Source organism: Exiguobacterium marinum DSM 16307 (assembly GCF_000620845.1).
GTDB classification, from domain to species: Bacteria; Bacillota; Bacilli; order Exiguobacteriales; family Exiguobacteriaceae; genus Exiguobacterium; species Exiguobacterium marinum.
Map to the genome: position 1 here is coordinate 1551144 of NZ_KK211189.1, position 15865 is coordinate 1567008.

Annotated in this window: 15 protein-coding genes; 14 read left to right on the forward strand and 1 reads right to left on the reverse strand. The window is 47.8% G+C overall.

Annotated features, from left to right (window positions below; translation table 11 throughout):
- The first annotated feature begins 6 nt into the window (after nucleotides 1-6).
- The 11 genes from accC (at nucleotide 7) to spo0A (ending at nucleotide 11048) form a co-directional block, all read left to right on the forward strand.
- Nucleotides 7-1350, forward strand: coding sequence for an acetyl-CoA carboxylase biotin carboxylase subunit (gene accC / locus P400_RS0108265; RefSeq protein ID WP_026825740.1), 1344 nt, complete (start codon nucleotides 7-9; stop codon nucleotides 1348-1350).
- Between the two features lie 112 nt (nucleotides 1351-1462).
- Nucleotides 1463-1849 carry a transcription antitermination factor NusB gene (gene nusB / locus P400_RS0108270; RefSeq protein WP_026825741.1) on the forward strand — a complete coding sequence of 129 codons (387 nt, stop codon included), beginning with the start codon at nucleotides 1463-1465 and terminating at the stop codon, nucleotides 1847-1849.
- 63 nt (nucleotides 1850-1912) lie between these two features.
- Entirely contained in the window at nucleotides 1913-2749 is an 837-nt protein-coding gene (folD, locus tag P400_RS0108275; protein ID WP_026825742.1) for a bifunctional methylenetetrahydrofolate dehydrogenase/methenyltetrahydrofolate cyclohydrolase FolD, read from the forward strand.
- Entirely contained in the window at nucleotides 2742-4088 is a 1347-nt protein-coding gene (gene xseA / locus P400_RS0108280; protein ID WP_026825743.1) for an exodeoxyribonuclease VII large subunit, read from the forward strand. Before folD ends, xseA begins: the two co-directional genes overlap by 8 nt.
- Entirely contained in the window at nucleotides 4063-4287 is a 225-nt protein-coding gene (gene xseB / locus P400_RS0108285; RefSeq protein ID WP_026825744.1) for an exodeoxyribonuclease VII small subunit, read from the forward strand. The genes xseA and xseB overlap by 26 nt, the downstream gene beginning before the upstream one ends.
- Nucleotides 4284-5162 carry a polyprenyl synthetase family protein gene (locus tag P400_RS0108290; protein WP_026825745.1) on the forward strand — a complete coding sequence of 293 codons (879 nt, stop codon included), beginning with the start codon at nucleotides 4284-4286 and terminating at the stop codon, nucleotides 5160-5162. The genes xseB and P400_RS0108290 overlap by 4 nt, the downstream gene beginning before the upstream one ends.
- A 123-nt stretch (nucleotides 5163-5285) precedes the next feature.
- On the forward strand, nucleotides 5286-7178 hold the full coding sequence (dxs, locus tag P400_RS0108295; RefSeq protein WP_026825746.1) for a 1-deoxy-D-xylulose-5-phosphate synthase: 1893 nt from the start codon (nucleotides 5286-5288) through the stop codon (nucleotides 7176-7178).
- A 6-nt stretch (nucleotides 7179-7184) separates the two neighbouring features.
- Nucleotides 7185-8000 carry a TlyA family RNA methyltransferase gene (locus P400_RS0108300; RefSeq protein ID WP_026825747.1) on the forward strand — a complete coding sequence of 272 codons (816 nt, stop codon included), beginning with the start codon at nucleotides 7185-7187 and terminating at the stop codon, nucleotides 7998-8000.
- Between the two features lie 155 nt (nucleotides 8001-8155).
- A complete protein-coding gene (gene ahrC, locus P400_RS0108305) occupies nucleotides 8156-8605 on the forward strand; it encodes a transcriptional regulator AhrC/ArgR (protein WP_026825748.1) in 450 nt (149 codons plus the stop codon).
- Nucleotides 8606-8618: 13 nt separating this feature from the next.
- Complete coding sequence (gene recN / locus P400_RS0108310) at nucleotides 8619-10316, forward strand: DNA repair protein RecN (RefSeq protein WP_026825749.1); 1698 nt, start codon at nucleotides 8619-8621, stop codon at nucleotides 10314-10316.
- Nucleotides 10317-11048, forward strand: a complete 732-nt coding sequence (gene spo0A / locus P400_RS0108315; RefSeq protein WP_026825750.1) for a sporulation transcription factor Spo0A — start codon at nucleotides 10317-10319, stop codon at nucleotides 11046-11048.
- Between the two features lie 631 nt (nucleotides 11049-11679).
- Here the strand turns inward: spo0A and P400_RS0108320 are convergent.
- Nucleotides 11680-11928, reverse strand: a complete 249-nt coding sequence (locus P400_RS0108320) for a DUF2627 family protein (protein ID WP_026825751.1) — start codon at nucleotides 11926-11928, stop codon at nucleotides 11680-11682.
- A gap of 134 nt (nucleotides 11929-12062) precedes the next feature.
- Here P400_RS0108320 and P400_RS0108325 point away from each other — a divergent pair, with 134 nt between their 5' ends.
- From P400_RS0108325 to P400_RS0108335, 3 genes are all read left to right on the forward strand, one after another.
- The gene (locus tag P400_RS0108325; protein WP_026825752.1) at nucleotides 12063-13700 is read left to right on the forward strand and encodes a sigma-54-dependent Fis family transcriptional regulator; all 1638 of its coding nucleotides are present in this window, start codon (nucleotides 12063-12065) and stop codon (nucleotides 13698-13700) included.
- Nucleotides 13701-13821: 121 nt separating this feature from the next.
- Nucleotides 13822-14718, forward strand: a complete 897-nt coding sequence (gene yqiS / locus P400_RS0108330; protein WP_026825753.1) for a phosphate butyryltransferase — start codon at nucleotides 13822-13824, stop codon at nucleotides 14716-14718.
- 25 nt (nucleotides 14719-14743) lie between these two features.
- Nucleotides 14744-15865, forward strand: coding sequence for a Glu/Leu/Phe/Val family dehydrogenase (locus P400_RS0108335; protein ID WP_026825754.1), 1122 nt, complete (start codon nucleotides 14744-14746; stop codon nucleotides 15863-15865).

The window sequence follows — 15865 nt, forward strand, 5'->3', positions numbered from 1 at the left end:
GTCGTTATGAAATTATTAATCGCTAACCGTGGTGAAATCGCGGTTCGAATCATACGTGCTGCAAAAGAATTGAATATCCCGACGGTCGCCGTCTTTTCTGAGGCGGATCGTGAGGCATTACATGTTCATTTGGCCGATGAAGCCTATTGTATCGGTCCGAATCCTTCGAAGGACTCCTATTTGAACATCCCGAATATTTTATCTGTCGCATGTGCTGTTGATGCGACGATGGTGCACCCGGGATACGGTTTTTTAGCTGAAAATGCAGAGTTCGCCGAGATGTGTGAGGCGTGTGGCATTCAATTCGTTGGACCGAGTAGCTATGCGATTCGGAAGATGGGGATCAAAGACGAGGCAAAACGAACAATGATCGAGTCCGGTGTCCCGGTCGTTCCAGGTTCGAGTGGTGTCGTCACCGACGAAGAAGCCACCGAACTCGCACGTAAGATGGGCTATCCGGTTATTATCAAAGCGACGGCAGGTGGAGGGGGACGCGGTATTCGTGTCGCCCGTGACGAAGAAGAACTGACTCAAGGGTTGATTGCGACACGTAAAGAAGCGAAGCAGGCTTTCGGTAACGGAGACGTTTATCTCGAGAAGTTCATCGAGTCGTTCCGTCATGTTGAAGTGCAAGTCCTTGCCGACCAATTCGGTAACGTCATCCACTTAGGTGAACGCGACTGTACGATTCAACGACGTATGCAAAAACTAGTCGAAGAGGCACCATCACCTGCGATTGATGAAACGACCCGGCAAATGATGGGAGATGCGGCCGTCAAAGCGGCAAAAGCCATTCAGTATTCAGGAGCGGGAACAATCGAGTTCATCTATGTCCCTGAATCGAACGAGTTCTACTTCATGGAGATGAACACACGGATTCAAGTCGAGCACCCGGTCACGGAGATGATTACAGGATTCGACCTCGTCCAAGCGCAACTAGAAGTGGCGCTCGGACATCCGTTAGCCATCTCCCAAGAAGACATCACCTTCTCAGGACATTCAATCGAATGCCGAATCAATGCAGAAGATCCATTTATGGACTTCCGTCCGATGGCAGGGAAGATTGACCAATACATCGTCCCGGGAGGCATGGGTGTCCGTGTCGATAGCGGGCTATACGCTGGTGCGATGATTCCGCCATTCTACGACTCGATGGTAGCTAAATTAATTGTTCATGCGCCAACACGTGACGAGGCAATTTTGAAGATGTTGCGTGCATTGGATGAGTTCACGGTTTCAGGGGTCAAAACGACGATTCCGTTCCATCAGCAAGTCATGGCCCATGAACAATTCCGAATCGGTACATTTGATACGAAATTTGTCGAAAAAGAAATGTCATTGGCGAAATAACAACAACCAGGAAGCCCGAACATTATTTCGGCTTCCTGGTTTTTTGTACTGAATTTATGAGTGCTTTATGCTAAACTATCACAATGAAAGCATGTAAAAGGAGAGTAACTGAATGAAACGTCATGAAGCACGAGAGAAAGCGATTCAAACGCTTTTTCAAATCGAAGTATCAAAATTAGAGGTAGATGAAGCAATCGAATTCGCATTGGATGGAGAAGAATCTGATCCGTTTTACGAACAACTCGTCACAGGGACGCTAGAACATATTGAAGATATCGACGTATTGCTCGTTGAGAACTTAAAAAACTGGCGCTTAGATCGCCTCGGTAACGTCGAGCGTACGATTCTACGAATGGCAACGTATGAATTGTTATATGTCGAAACGATTCCAGAGAACGTCACAATTAACGAAGCGGTCGAACTCGCGAAATCGTTCGCGGATGAAGAGGCTGGTAAACTTGTGAATGGCGTACTCGGCAATATCATTAAAGAAGACTAAAAAATAGAGATAAGACACCAGACCAACTACAGAAAAACCTAAAGACAACGGGGGATGAGAGAGATGGCAGTAGTGATCGACGGGAAACAAGTGGCAGCATCATATCGAGCAACGTTAAAAGAGCGTGTAACGGAACTTCGTGCACGCGGCATCGTACCGAAATTGAAAGTAGTGTTGATTGGGGATGACCCAGCAAGTCATAGCTATGTACGCGGGAAGGAACGGGCGGCAGAGGAAATCGGAATCGATTCTCAAGTGCTCCGTTTTGATGAAACAATTAGCGAAACAGAATTGCTCGACTTGATTGACTTGATGAATGAGGATGAGGAAGTCCATGGTATTCTCGTGCAGCTCCCTTTACCGAAACACATCGACGAGTCGCGAGTCATCATGCGCATCTCTCCTAAAAAGGATGTAGACGGATTCCATCCCGAGAACGTCGGGAAGATGATGCTCGGTCTAGACACATTGCTTCCATGTACGCCTCACGGCATCTTACATCTCGCGAAGACACAAACCGAGATTTCCGGAAAACACGTTGTCGTCGTCGGTCGCAGTCAAATCGTCGGCAAACCGGTCGGGATGTTGTTCTTGAATGAATCTGCTACGGTCACATATTGTCACTCAAAAACGGCTGATCTCGGTGCGATGACGCGGCAGGCCGATATTTTGATTGTCGCGGTAGGGCGCGCAAGTCTCGTCACTGCAGATATGGTCAAACCAGGGGCAGTCGTCATCGATGTCGGTGTCAACCGGGTGGAAGGTCGCCTCGTCGGGGACGTGGATTACGCGGCCGTGAAAGAAAAAGCGAGTGCGATCACGCCTGTTCCAGGTGGTGTCGGTCCGATGACCATTACGATGCTCATGCATAATACGATCGAGGTTGCATCACGTGGCTAACCCCCTTCCGGTTTCAGAGGTCGTTCGGTATGTGAAGCGACAACTCGATGATGATATAGTGCTTCGACAAGTCGCAGTCATCGGTGAAATCTCAAATTTTAAACGATATTCCTCAGGTCATTGTTATTTCACGTTGAAGGATGACGCGTCTCGTATGAAAGCCGTCATGTTTTCTCGTGATGCCAAACAACTTCAATTTGAACCGAAAGACGGGATGAAAGTTATCGCTGTCTCGAGAGTGACAATGTATGAGGCGACGGGTGATGTTCAGCTGTATGTCGAATTGATGCGTCAAGATGGCGTTGGTCTGTTGTTTGAGCGGTATGAGGCGAGAAAGCGTGAACTCGAGGAAAAGGGTTGGTTCGATTCGGAAAGAAAGCAAGCACTACCCACATTTCCAGAACGAATCGGGATTGTGACGTCTCCTAAAGGTGCTGCACTCCACGATATCGCGACAACCCTTCGACGTCGTGCGCCTCATGTGGCCATTACGTTCGCCCCGGTTGCCGTGCAAGGTGAGATGGCAGCCCCGCAAGTTGCATCTGCCATTCAATGGATGAATGAGCGCACTGATTGTGATGTACTGATTGTCGGACGAGGTGGCGGTTCCATCGAAGAACTGTGGGCATTTAATGAGGATGTTGTGGTGGAGGCGATTTATTCGTCCACGATTCCGATCATTTCTGCTGTCGGTCATGAAACGGACTATACACTTTCCGACTTTGTCGCAGATGTAAGAGCAGCTACTCCAACGGCTGCAGCAGAACTCGCTACAGCAATGATTGATGCGCAACGTAAAGATGTGGAGCGCCTTCACGTGCATTTGCACAAATCGGTTTCGAACCAACTCGATGATCTGCGGAGCAGAGTCAATCGAATGGTCAACAGCTATGGGTTAAGATCGCCGCGTTATACCATTTCACAAAAACGTGAACGATTCGCACAATCTGAAATCCGACTCGAACAAGGGATGAGACGTCATCTAACCCAAGCCACGCATCAACTTCATCAAGTCTCACAACAGCTTGATTTGAAACGGTTTTCAAAAACGTTGACACAGCAGGGTGAAGAGGTCAATCAAATGACCGCTCGACTCCGTCGTACAAAACCGTTAGAACAGTCAAAACAACAGTTTGCCCAACAGGTGGGACGACTGCATTCGGTCAGCCCGCTTGCTGTCTTATCACGTGGCTATGCGTTCATTGAGCAAGACGGTGCATATGTGCAAAATGTGAAACAATTACGCGATGGAGACATCTCGATTCGTTTTCGGGACGGTCATGCAGTCGCTGAAGTGAAGGAGAGGGTTGTCGGTGACAAAAAAAGAACAGACGTTTGAAGCCGCGCTAGAGCGACTCGAACAGATCGTCGCTCAGCTCGAAACCGGTGATGTGCCGCTAGAGGAAGCCATGACGCTCTATGAAGAAGGTGTCCGCTTGTCTGCTTTGTGTCAGACAAAACTCTCGGCAGCCGAGAAAAAGATGGACGAAATCTTGGAACTCGATGGTACCCTTCGTGAAAAAGGAGGCCCCTCATGAATCGTACCGATGATTTGAAGAAGTGGAAGTTGGCTGTTGAAGAAACGATGCAGGAACTTATCGAATCAAGTGACATGCCGACTAGACTCCGTGATGCGATGTCGTATTCATTAGAGGCGGGAGGGAAGCGAATCCGTCCTGCGCTCGTTTATGCAGTTCTTGAAACGTATGGCATTGCAATCGAGCGCGGGCGGGAAGTCGCTTCGACACTCGAGATGGTTCATACATACTCACTCATTCATGACGACTTGCCAGCAATGGATGATGATGACCTTCGGCGCGGCCGTCTGACGAACCATCGTCAGTTTGATGAGGCGACTGCCATTTTGGCGGGGGACGCGCTATTAACCGATGCGTTTCGCATCCTTTCGGAAGCGAACCTCCCTGCGGAAGCGATCGTCGAGATTATTCGCGCTTTCGGACTTGCCGCCGGAAGTGCGGGCATGGTCGGTGGACAATTAGATGATATGCTCGCTGAAAAGCGGGATGATGTCACGCTTCAGGAACTTCAGTCGATTCATGAACGGAAGACGGGAGCACTTCTCGTCTATGCGCTTGAAGCAGGTAGCATTCTTGCAGGTGTGTCTAAAGAAGACCGGCTTCAACTCAAACAGTTCGGCCGCCATCTAGGTATTGCCTTTCAGATTCAAGATGATATTTTAGATGTCATCGGGGACGAACAGGCAATCGGGAAACGCGTCGGCTCGGATGAAGAGAATGAAAAAACGACTTATCCGAAATTACTCGGACTAGATGGGGCGAAGCGTGCACTTGATGCAGAGGTAGATGCGGCGACCTTTGCAATCCAGTCACTTTCGGTTCAAGCACCGTTACTTGTTGACCTGTTGACGTTTGTAGTGAAACGAAATTATTGACCTCGGTGACACGATGAGCACATCGTGTCACCTTTGTTTTGGGGAATGTGTGGCATCTACCGTCACATTCTTGTAAAATGTAAGGTACGAATCAGTAAAATGTGAGGAGAAAGGATGGTCATTATGGACTTGACATCCATTCAAGACCCGTCATTCCTGAAAAGGTTGTCTGTAACCGAACTCGAATCCCTCGGTTCTGACATTAGACGGTTCTTGATTGAAAAATTGGCAGTGACGGGAGGGCATTTGGCGCCAAACTTAGGTGTTGTAGAGTTGACGCTTGCCTTGCACCGTGTATTTGACAGTCCGAAAGACCAACTTGTATGGGACGTCGGTCATCAGGCGTACGTTCATAAAATTTTGACAGGACGTACGGATCAGTTTGATACCCTGCGACAGTACAATGGATTATGCGGTTTCCCGAAACGTTGTGAGAGCGAACATGACGTTTGGGAAACAGGCCATAGTTCGACATCACTTTCGGCAGCGATGGGGATTGCAATCGCAAACGAGTTGAAAGGTCGCGCAAACGATCGTGCCATTGCCATCATCGGGGATGGTGCGCTGACTGGGGGAATGGCACTTGAAGCGCTGAATCACATTGGTGCCGAAAAGCAAAATGTCATCGTCATCCTGAACGACAATGAGATGTCGATTGCACCGAACGTCGGTGCCATGCACAACATGCTCGGACGTATTCGTGCATCACGAAAATTGAAGCATGCACGTGAAGAAATGGAATCCATCATTAAGCACATTCCTCTCGTTGGCAACTCGCTTGAACGAAGTGGGGAACGGGTGAAAGATTTATTGAAGTCTGCACTTATTCCGGGCACTTTCTTTGAAGAACTCGGGTTTACTTACTTCGGCCCGACAGACGGACACGATTTGAAAGATTTGCTCGAGACGCTCGAGTATGCGAAGAAGATCGACGGTCCGGTTCTCGTTCATGTCATCACGAAAAAAGGCAAAGGTTACCGTCCGGCAGAACTAGATGGTATCGGAACGTGGCACGGGCTTGGGCCATATAAGATTGAGTCTGGTGAAGTCATCAAAGGGAAGCCGAAAGGACCAAGTTATTCGAAAGTGGTCGCTGAAACGATTACGAAAGTTGCGGAGTCTGATGAACGGGTCACGTTGATCACGCCGGCAATGAGCGTCGGATCAAAACTTGACTGCTTCACGAAAAAATTCCCGGAACGCATGTTTGATGTCGGGATCGCTGAGCAGCACGCGGTTACGCTCGCTGGTGGACAAGCGACACAAGGATTAAAACCCGTCGTCTCGATTTATTCGACGTTCTTCCAACGTGCGTATGACCAACTCGTCCATGACATTTGTCGTCAAAACCTGAACGTCGTGTTCACGATTGACCGGTCCGGACTTGTAGGGGCGGATGGAGAGACGCACCAAGGTGTGTTTGACATCGCCTTTATGCGTCATGTCCCAAACATTCGCATCTTGATGGCGAAAGACGAAGAAGAGTTGCAACGACTCGTTTATTCTGCTCTTCGTTACGATGGCGGGCCGATTGCGATTCGGTTCCCACGTGGTGAAGGAATCGGTGTTCCGATGAGTGACACGCTTCAGGAGATTTCACTTGATGATTGGGAAGTCGAGGCGGAAGGAACGGATGTCGCGATTTTGACGTTCGGTCCACAAGTTCAAGACGCTCTTGAAGTACGGTCGTTGTTAGAAGGCACGCTCAGCGTTCGGGTCATCAACTGCCGTACGATTAAACCGCTCGATGAGGCCATGCTTGCTTCATTATATGCAGAAGGTATCCCGCTCGTGACACTCGAAGAAGCGGCACTTGCCGGTGGTTTTGGAAGTAGTGTGTTAGAGCATGCGAATGAAGCTGGAACTTTCCCGCGGATTCAACGTCTCGGTATTCCGGATCGCTATATCGAACATGGAGGGGTCAACCAACTCTTAGAAGAGATTGGACTTCGACCTACCCAAATGGCGGAATCGATTGAACGATTCGTCATGGAAACAAATCGACAGAATGTGTGAGGGATTATGGAAAAAAGAACGAAAACTAGATTAGATGTATTGCTCGTCGAACGTGGACTCGCTGAAACACGAGAAAAGGCGAAGCGGTCTGTCATGGCCGGTCTCGTCTATAGTGGGACCGAACGCCTAGACAAGGCGGGCGATAAAGTGTTTGATGATATCCCTCTCGAAGTGAAGGGACAAGCCCTACCGTATGTCGGCCGGGGGGGCTTGAAGCTCGAGAAAGCGCTCGAAGTATTCCCGCTTGACGTAAACGGACGTGTCGGAATCGACATCGGGTCTTCAACGGGAGGGTTTACTGACTGTGCGCTTCAAAACGGTGCGAGCCAAATGTATGCGGTCGATGTCGGGTACAACCAGCTTGCCTGGAAACTTCGGAGCGATGATCGTGTCGTCGTCATGGAACGGATGAATTTTCGTCATGCGACGGCCGATCAATTCCCGATCAAACCAGACTTTGCGACGATTGATGTCTCGTTCATCTCACTACGCCTTATGGTGCCGCCGCTCAAAACTATTTTAAAGCAGGACGGCGTCGTTATGGCACTCGTTAAACCTCAATTTGAAGCCGGTAAAGCCGACGTCGGGAAAAAAGGGATTGTACGAGACCGTGACGTACATGAGCGTGTGGCGAGCGATATGGTTCGCTATTTTGCATCGGAAGGGTTCTTCGTCGAAGGATTGGATTACTCCCCAATCACGGGTGGAGACGGAAATATTGAATTCCTCTTATTCGCCCGTTATACGGAGGTAGGTGGAGTCGAACCATCCCTACGAGTCGAAGACGTGGTGGATGCGGCACATACCAAACTAAAGGGATAAGCAATGGCTACAGACAGATTTGTCTGTAGCTTTTTCTTATCGATGAAGAAGGGATGGGGAATGGTGGAAATACCCACTGGAATGCTAGACCTTTTTTCGACAATACTTTAGAATGATAATGTGTATGTGAAACGAAAAATGAGGTGTCAGCGCTTATGAACAAAGGACAGCGATTGATTAAAATTCGAGACATCGTGACGAATCGTGAAATCGAAACGCAAGATGAACTGGTAGATGAACTACGTCGCTCCGGATATCCGGTCACACAGGCAACTGTGTCTCGGGATATTAAGGAGTTACATTTAGTCAAAGTGCCGTTAAACGACGGACGATATAAATACAGCTTGCCTGCGGATCAGCGCTTTAACCCATACGGTAAAATGAAGCGAATCCTTAGCGACAGCTTCGTCTCGGTCGATTCTGCTCAAAATTTGGTCGTCATGAAAGTGCTTCCGGGAAATGCTGATGCAATCGGCGTCTTAATCGACCATTTGTCATGGGATGAATTGATTGGGACGGTTTGTGGCGACGATACGATTTTAATGATTGCGCGCGATGAAGATAAAGCGAAGCAGATTATCGATCGATTAATCGGAATGTTATGAGGTGAAAGTACGTATGTTAGCAGAACTATCAATCAAACAGTTTGCGATTATCGACGAGTTAAACATTACGTTTAATCGAGGTATGACCGTTCTCACGGGTGAAACGGGTGCCGGTAAATCAATTTTGTTAGATGCGATTGGGTTGCTTGTTGGAGGACGAGGCTCGAGTGAGTTTGTTCGCTACGGTCAGGACAAGGCCGAAATCGAAGGGTTGTTCATGATTGAACCAAATCATCCCGTCATTGAAGCGGCCAATCAATATGGAATTGATGTTGAGGACGGGACTGTCATACTACGTCGAGACTTACATAGTAGTGGAAAAAGTGTCTGTCGGGTGAACGGGAAAATGATGACGCTCTCGACGTTGCGTGAATTCGGGCGACTTCTCGTCGATATTCATGGGCAACATGAGCATCAACATCTGATGGAAGCGGAATTTCACTTAGGAATTCTCGATCACTTTGCCGAGAAGGAAGTAGGCCCTCTATTAGAGGAATATCAAGCAGCATATGCAGCTTGGAAAAAAATCGCCGATGAACTGAAGCGCCTCAGCCAAAGTGAGCAAGAACTCGCGCAGCGGATGGATTTGTTGTCGTTCCAAACAAAAGAGATCGAGGCGGCAGAATTAAAGCCGGGTGAAGAACAGGCGCTGACGGAAGAGCGTGATGAATTAGCCAACTTTGAGCGCATCCATCAACATATCCGTCTTTCTTATGAGGCGGTTGCCGAGGACTCGAACGGACTTGACCAAATTGGCGTTGCGATGCGTGAAATGGGCGAGGCATCACAGCTTTCCACCTCTCTTGCTTCTGTATCCGAGACAATCTCCAACGCATACTATCTGCTAGAAGACGCGAAATTTCAATTGCGCGATCAATTAGATTCGCTAGAGTTTGATCCGATTCGATTGGATGAGATCGAGTCGAGATTAGCCCTTTTCCAGCAGCTAAAACGAAAGTATGGAACGACAATCGAAGAAGTCATCGCATATGGGGAACGAGTTTCCGAGGAACTTAAATCGATGACGAATCGAGAAGAACATTTGCAGACGTTGTCAGATGAGCTTGTTCGATTAGAGAAGGCTGCAAAAGAGACTGGAATAAAACTGTCTACAGCCCGCAAAGTTGCAGCAAAGTCGCTGGAGCAGGCGATACATCGTGAATTAAAAGAACTGTACATGGAAAAAACAGCATTTGAAGTTCGTTTCCGCTCAACGTCTCTAAAACAAGACGGATTAGATGATGTAGAGTTTTACATGATGACAAATGTCGGTGAACCGTTTAAACCGCTTGCGAAAGTCGCTTCAGGCGGTGAGCTTTCCCGCGTCATGCTCGCACTCAAGTCCATCTTTTCGAGAACCGTCGGAGTGGCCTCGATTATTTTTGATGAAGTCGATACAGGTGTATCCGGCCGTGTCGCCCAAGCGATGGGGGAGAAGATTTTCCGTCTATCTGTCGGGTCACAGGTGCTGTGTATCACTCACTTGGCACAAGTCGCCGCGATGGCAGATCAACACCTTTACATTACGAAAACAGAAACGGATGACCGAACGAAAACGAATGTCGATTCTCTCAATCATGAGAGCCGAATCGACGAATTGGGTCGAATGATTGCTGGAGCTCAAATGACGAACTTGACGAAACAACACGTTGAAGAGTTACTTGAGATGTCACAGCAAGTAAAACAGAAGTTCATCAAAGGAGTGTCATAAGTGATTACATTATGTATTGCGGACGACAATCGAGAAATCGTCGATTTGTTGAGCCGACAACTAGAATCTGAGCCTGATCTTCGTGTCGTGGGAACGGCGCACGATGGTGAAACGTGCTTGGATGTCGTCAAGACACACCAACCGGATGTACTCTTACTCGATATTATCATGCCGCATTTGGATGGAATTGGAGTATTGCAACGTCTTAATGAAGAGTTCGGTGACGAGAAGCCGGAAGTGATCATGCTCAGTGCGTTCGGGAAAGATGAAGTGACGAAACAAGCGGTTCAACTCGGTGCCTCTTATTTTCTCGTCAAGCCATTCAATATCCAACAGTTGTTAACGAAGATTCGAGAATTGTCGGATGGGACGAATCGGGAGTTTGAAGGGATGACACCCGAAGAGATCGAGATTTCACTCTTACTGCAACAAATGGGCATTTCTCCACGAATCAAAGGATTCAAGTACATCCGTCAAGCGGTCATCTATGTGAGGGAGCGTCAAGACTTGCTCGGTCTAATCACGAAAGAGTTATATCCAATGGTTGCGAAAGAACATGAGACGACTTCGTCGCGTGTGGAGCGGGCTATGCGCCACGCGATTAAGACGGCTTGGGGTAACGGGATGCAGGACCATGAAATGTTTGAAGGACGACCGGAGCGTGAGCGAAGCCCGAAAAACTCGGAGTTCATCTCTTACTTCGTCACGTATTTATCGTTTAAGAACAATTAAAAAAATCGATTTGGACTGAGTCATGATCGGCTTAGTCCTTTTTTATTCAGTTTAAGAAAGAAAGCGCTTGCAAAATACTCGCTCTTTGTTATAATAAAGGTGTACCAAGTTACTTGGACAAGCGTCAGATGAACGCTTTTCAAACTTGTTCCGGAGCATGTTTGAAGAAATATAATCATCTCGGTTCGCTATCCGATTATAGCTCAGAGGTGGGAACGACACCTCAAGTCGTTAATGTCCCGACGTGAGGTCGCGGCAGTCGCTCATTTGCGAGACGATTCTATCATCAGCTCGAAGCTAGGGGTTGGTATAGGGAAAACGAATCGTTCAGTTAACCAAAAGGAGTGTTGTCAACCGTTGAACAGTTTATGGCAAGCGCTCGACTTCACAATGGATGGTTGGACATGATCCGATAATCAAAAAGTTAGTAACTCGAATGGAAGCGTTCCGTTCACGCAAGACGGCAGTTACTAAAATTCTTTCATACTTCTTCATTAAGAAGACGTTGGATATCATGTCAAAGCAAGCAAAGTAGTTAGAAAGGAGATCATCCGTAGTGATCACAATTCAATACGAATAAAAGGTTCCGCACTTGAAATGAAGTCAAGTTAGGGAACCTTTTTTTGTGTACTTATGAGTCGAATCGTTGAACTTTTCCTGATTTCTTGTCGCGGTTAAAAATATAGCCAGCTACAAATCCGATCCCACCCATGGCGAGCAGAAGTCCAAAGGTCCCCTGCAACATAGAGGCGGCAGCGAGTGAATCAATCCATGTGAAGGGTGTGCTCGTCTTCAAAAAGAAGCTGTCGCGGAGCAATTTTATTCCGTAGACACCTAGTAGTCCGGGGATGATTAAGATTAGAAGTGCGATGAAACGCATGCAATCTCCTCCTTTACCATACATTATTTTAACAGAAATCATTTCGCTCGACACTGTCTATTTTTAGGCGACTTGCGAATCAACATAGGATTCAGTAGCATGAAGAAGAGAAGAGAGATGATGGGGGAATAAGTATGAATAAACGATTGATGATTGTCGGGGCCGGAAAAGGCGGGTCAGAGGTCCTTCATATGTTGATGGATTCACCACTTGCGACTATTGTGGCAGTCGTTGACTCTGATGTATCGGCTGAAGGAATCGCTCTTGCGAAAAGTTACGGCATCGCTGTGACAGACGATTGGACAAAATATGCTGAAGCTAAGCTAGACTTTGTCATCGAAACAACCGGACAGCATCAAACGTTCGAAGAGTTGAAAGACCATTTTAAAGAGGCGGTCGTGTTACCAGGAGAGTTTATTCGTATCGTTGTCGAGCGGTTGAAGCAGAATCAACAAATGCTTGAAGCAATCATTGAATGTACGAGTGAAGCCATTTCGGTAGCCGACCATCATGGAAATACGATATTGATCAACCCATCATACACTCGTTTGACGGGATTTAAAAAAGAAGACGTTGTCGATAAGCCGGCAACGGCTGATATCGGAATGCAAGAAAGTGTCCATTTGAAAGTATTGTCTACCGGGCAAGGCGTCAGGGACATCAGAATGCAAATCGGTGCGACAAGACGGGACATTCTCGTGAACGCGGAACCAATCATCGTGGAAGGTAAATTACGCGGCTCGGTCGGGGTCATCCGAGATGTGTCTCAAATCCGTGCGCTTCGAGATGAATTACAGGAAGCGAAAACACGCATTCGGAATCTAGAGGCGAAGTATCAGTTTGCCGATATCATCGCGACGAGTGATGCGATGCGATTTGTCATTGAGCAGGCAAAACTTGCTGCGGTGACCCCTGTGACAGTATTGATTCGTGGAGAATCGGGAACTGGGAAAGAATTGTTCGCCCATGCCATTCACGGGGAGTCCCCCCGGAAATATAAGAAGTTCATTCGGGTCAACTGTGCCGCCATCTCGCCAACGCTTCTTGAGAGTGAGTTGTTCGGCTATGAGGATGGCGCGTTCAGCGGTGCCAAACGTGGCGGGAAAACGGGTTATTTCGAGGAAGCGGACGGTGGTTCGCTCTTTTTAGACGAAATTGGTGAATTGCCGCTCGATGTTCAAGTGAAACTGTTACGTGTCCTACAGGAAAATGAAATCGTGCGAGTTGGAGGGACAACGGCGATCCCAATCGATGTCCGCATTATTGCCGCAACGAATGCCGATCTTGAGCAAAAAGTGGGGGATGGGTCCTTCCGTGAAGATTTGTATTACCGGATCAATCGTATGCCAATCCACATACCACCTTTACGTGAACGGTTGAATGAACTCGAAGCGCTGTGTGACCGAATCGTACGGAAGTTGAATCAGGAATATGGTCGCAGTGTACGTGGGGTAGACGAAGATGCGTTGATTCTACTGAAAAGTCAGCATTGGAAAGGGAACGTCCGAGAACTTGAGAACGTGATTGGGCGAGCGATGATTTACATGGCGAGCACCGACCAGTGGATCGCGCCTCACCACTTACAATTATCAAATCGGTCTACAAGTCAAAAAGTAGTTGAGTCCGGGACATTCCATGAGGCCGTAGCGAAATATGAGCGAGATTTGATTGAACGAACGATTGAAGAAGCCGGTGGGAACAAATCAGAAGCAGCCCGCCGATTAAAGATTTCGATTCGGACATTATATAACAAACTAGACACCACGCAATAATCTGCATGAATATTTCTGCATGGTAAGCATCAATCTGCATGGTCACCCGCATTATAAAGCGCTTACATTTTTGGAATTAAACTTGCTTATGATATAGTGTAGAGGTCAAGGGGGGACAATGATGAATTTTGAACGGATGCTGACGAACGCGAAACAACTAGAAGGTTGTACCGTGTCCATTGCGGGTGCAGCGGACGAAGAAGTTATTCGGGCCGTAAAACTTGCTACGAATCATGGCTTGTCTCGCTTCATTTTGTTCGGCGAAGCTAGAGAAATCCGGAAGTTATGTGAGCAGTATGAGATCGATGAGTCAAACGTCGATATTTTACATGCGAAAGGTGATGTAGAGATTGCACGCCGCGCCGCGCTAGCCGTGAAAAACAAAGAAGCGGATGTACTCATGAAAGGAATGGTGTCGACATCTACTTTCATGAAAGCCGTCCTCAATCGAGAGGCTGGTCTTCGGACGAAACGAACGCTCAGTCATGTGGCTTTATTTCAAATTCCGAATCGAGAGAAGCTGATCGGTGTGACTGATGCTGCGATTCATATTGCGCCGACGCTTGAAGAAAAAGTTGAAATCATCCACAATGCTGTCGAGGCGATGCATGACATTGGTTACGCATCACCAAAAGTTGCAGCAATCGGAGCGGTCGAAGTTGTCAATCCACAGATGAATGCGACACTCGATGCCGCGTTACTCAGTCAAATGAATCGTAGGGGTCAAATCAAAGGCTGTATCGTAGACGGACCACTCGCACTCGATAATGCGGTCGATATGATTGCGGCCAAGCAAAAAGGAATCAACAGTGAAGTAGCCGGTCAAGCTGACTTATTAGTCGTACCATACATAGAGGTCGGCAACGTCCTTTATAAATCAATCATGTATTTTGCAGAGGCGAGCGTAGCGGCGATTGTCGTCGGCGCATCAGCCCCTGTCGTGTTGACGAGTCGTGCCGATACTGCAGAAGCGAAACTATATTCACTCGCATTCGCTTTGTTACATGCCAAAAATTAATCATATTTAATAGGAGGAATTAACCATGATGGAAACAAACACAGAACCACGCTTCCGTATTTTTGATGTTTTACAATCTGAGGACTATGAACAAATCGTATTTTGTCAGGACCAAACTTCAGGACTAAAAGCAATCATCGCGATTCACGATACGACACTCGGTCCAGCGCTCGGTGGACTTCGCATGTGGAACTATGAATCAGAACAAGAAGCACTCACAGACGTCTTGCGCCTTGCAAAAGGAATGACGTATAAAAATGCGGCAGCCGGTCTCAACCTTGGAGGCGGAAAAGCTGTCATCATCGGAAATGCGAAGACGGATAAGTCAGAAGCGCTCTTCCGTGCGTTCGGTCGTTACGTACAGTCACTTAGCGGACGCTACATCACGGCTGAAGATGTCAACACGACAGTTTCAGATATGGATTTCATTCATATGGAGACAGACTACGTAACAGGCGTTAGCCCAGCATTCGGCTCGAGTGGTAACCCTTCACCTGTAACAGCATACGGTGTGTATCGTGGGATGAAAGCGGCTGCTAAATGGAAGTTTGGTACCGACTCGCTCGCTGGGAAGACGGTTGCTGTACAAGGTGTCGGAAACGTTGCCTATAATTTATGCCGCCACCTTCACGAAGAAGGTGCGCATTTGATCGTGACAGATATTAACGAGGAAGCACTCAAACGTGCGGAGACTGACTTTGGTGCGACTGTCGTCAAGCCGGATGAAATTTACTCTGTCGAATGTGACATTTTTGCCCCATGTGCACTCGGTGCGGTCATCAACGATCAAACGATTCCACAGTTAAAAGCTCAAATCGTCGCAGGTGCTGCGAACAACCAATTGGCAGAAGATCGTCACGGTGATGTGCTCGACGAGAACGGTATCCTCTATTCACCAGATTTCGTCATCAACGCTGGAGGTGTCATCAACGTCGCCGACGAACTCGAAGGCTACAACCGAGAACGCGCGATGAAAAAAGTCGAACTCATCTATGACAACATGATGCGCGTCTTTGAAATCGCAGAACGTGACGGTGTACCGACACACGTCGCGGCCGATAAGATGGCTGAAGAGCGTATTCAGATGATGTCGCGTTCACGCAGTCAATTCCTAAAAGTCGAAAAAAGCATTCTAGGGAGACGCTAA

Bases quoted from the DNA above. Each gene is read 5' to 3' on its own strand.
- P400_RS0108320 (WP_026825751.1), bottom strand. From the start codon at position 11,928: ATGCGTTTCATCGCACTTCTAATCTTAATCATCCCCGGACTACTAGGT.
- P400_RS0108335 (WP_026825754.1), top strand. From the start codon at position 14,744: ATGATGGAAACAAACACAGAACCACGCTTCCGTATTTTTGATGTTTTA.
- P400_RS0108300 (WP_026825747.1), top strand. From the start codon at position 7,185: ATGGAAAAAAGAACGAAAACTAGATTAGATGTATTGCTCGTCGAACGT.
- folD (WP_026825742.1), top strand. From the start codon at position 1,913: ATGGCAGTAGTGATCGACGGGAAACAAGTGGCAGCATCATATCGAGCA.
- P400_RS0108290 (WP_026825745.1), top strand. From the start codon at position 4,284: ATGAATCGTACCGATGATTTGAAGAAGTGGAAGTTGGCTGTTGAAGAA.
- accC (WP_026825740.1), top strand. From the start codon at position 7: ATGAAATTATTAATCGCTAACCGTGGTGAAATCGCGGTTCGAATCATA.
- recN (WP_026825749.1), top strand. From the start codon at position 8,619: ATGTTAGCAGAACTATCAATCAAACAGTTTGCGATTATCGACGAGTTA.
- yqiS (WP_026825753.1), top strand. From the start codon at position 13,822: ATGAATTTTGAACGGATGCTGACGAACGCGAAACAACTAGAAGGTTGT.
- nusB (WP_026825741.1), top strand. From the start codon at position 1,463: ATGAAACGTCATGAAGCACGAGAGAAAGCGATTCAAACGCTTTTTCAA.
- P400_RS0108325 (WP_026825752.1), top strand. From the start codon at position 12,063: ATGAATAAACGATTGATGATTGTCGGGGCCGGAAAAGGCGGGTCAGAG.
- dxs (WP_026825746.1), top strand. From the start codon at position 5,286: ATGGACTTGACATCCATTCAAGACCCGTCATTCCTGAAAAGGTTGTCT.
- ahrC (WP_026825748.1), top strand. From the start codon at position 8,156: ATGAACAAAGGACAGCGATTGATTAAAATTCGAGACATCGTGACGAAT.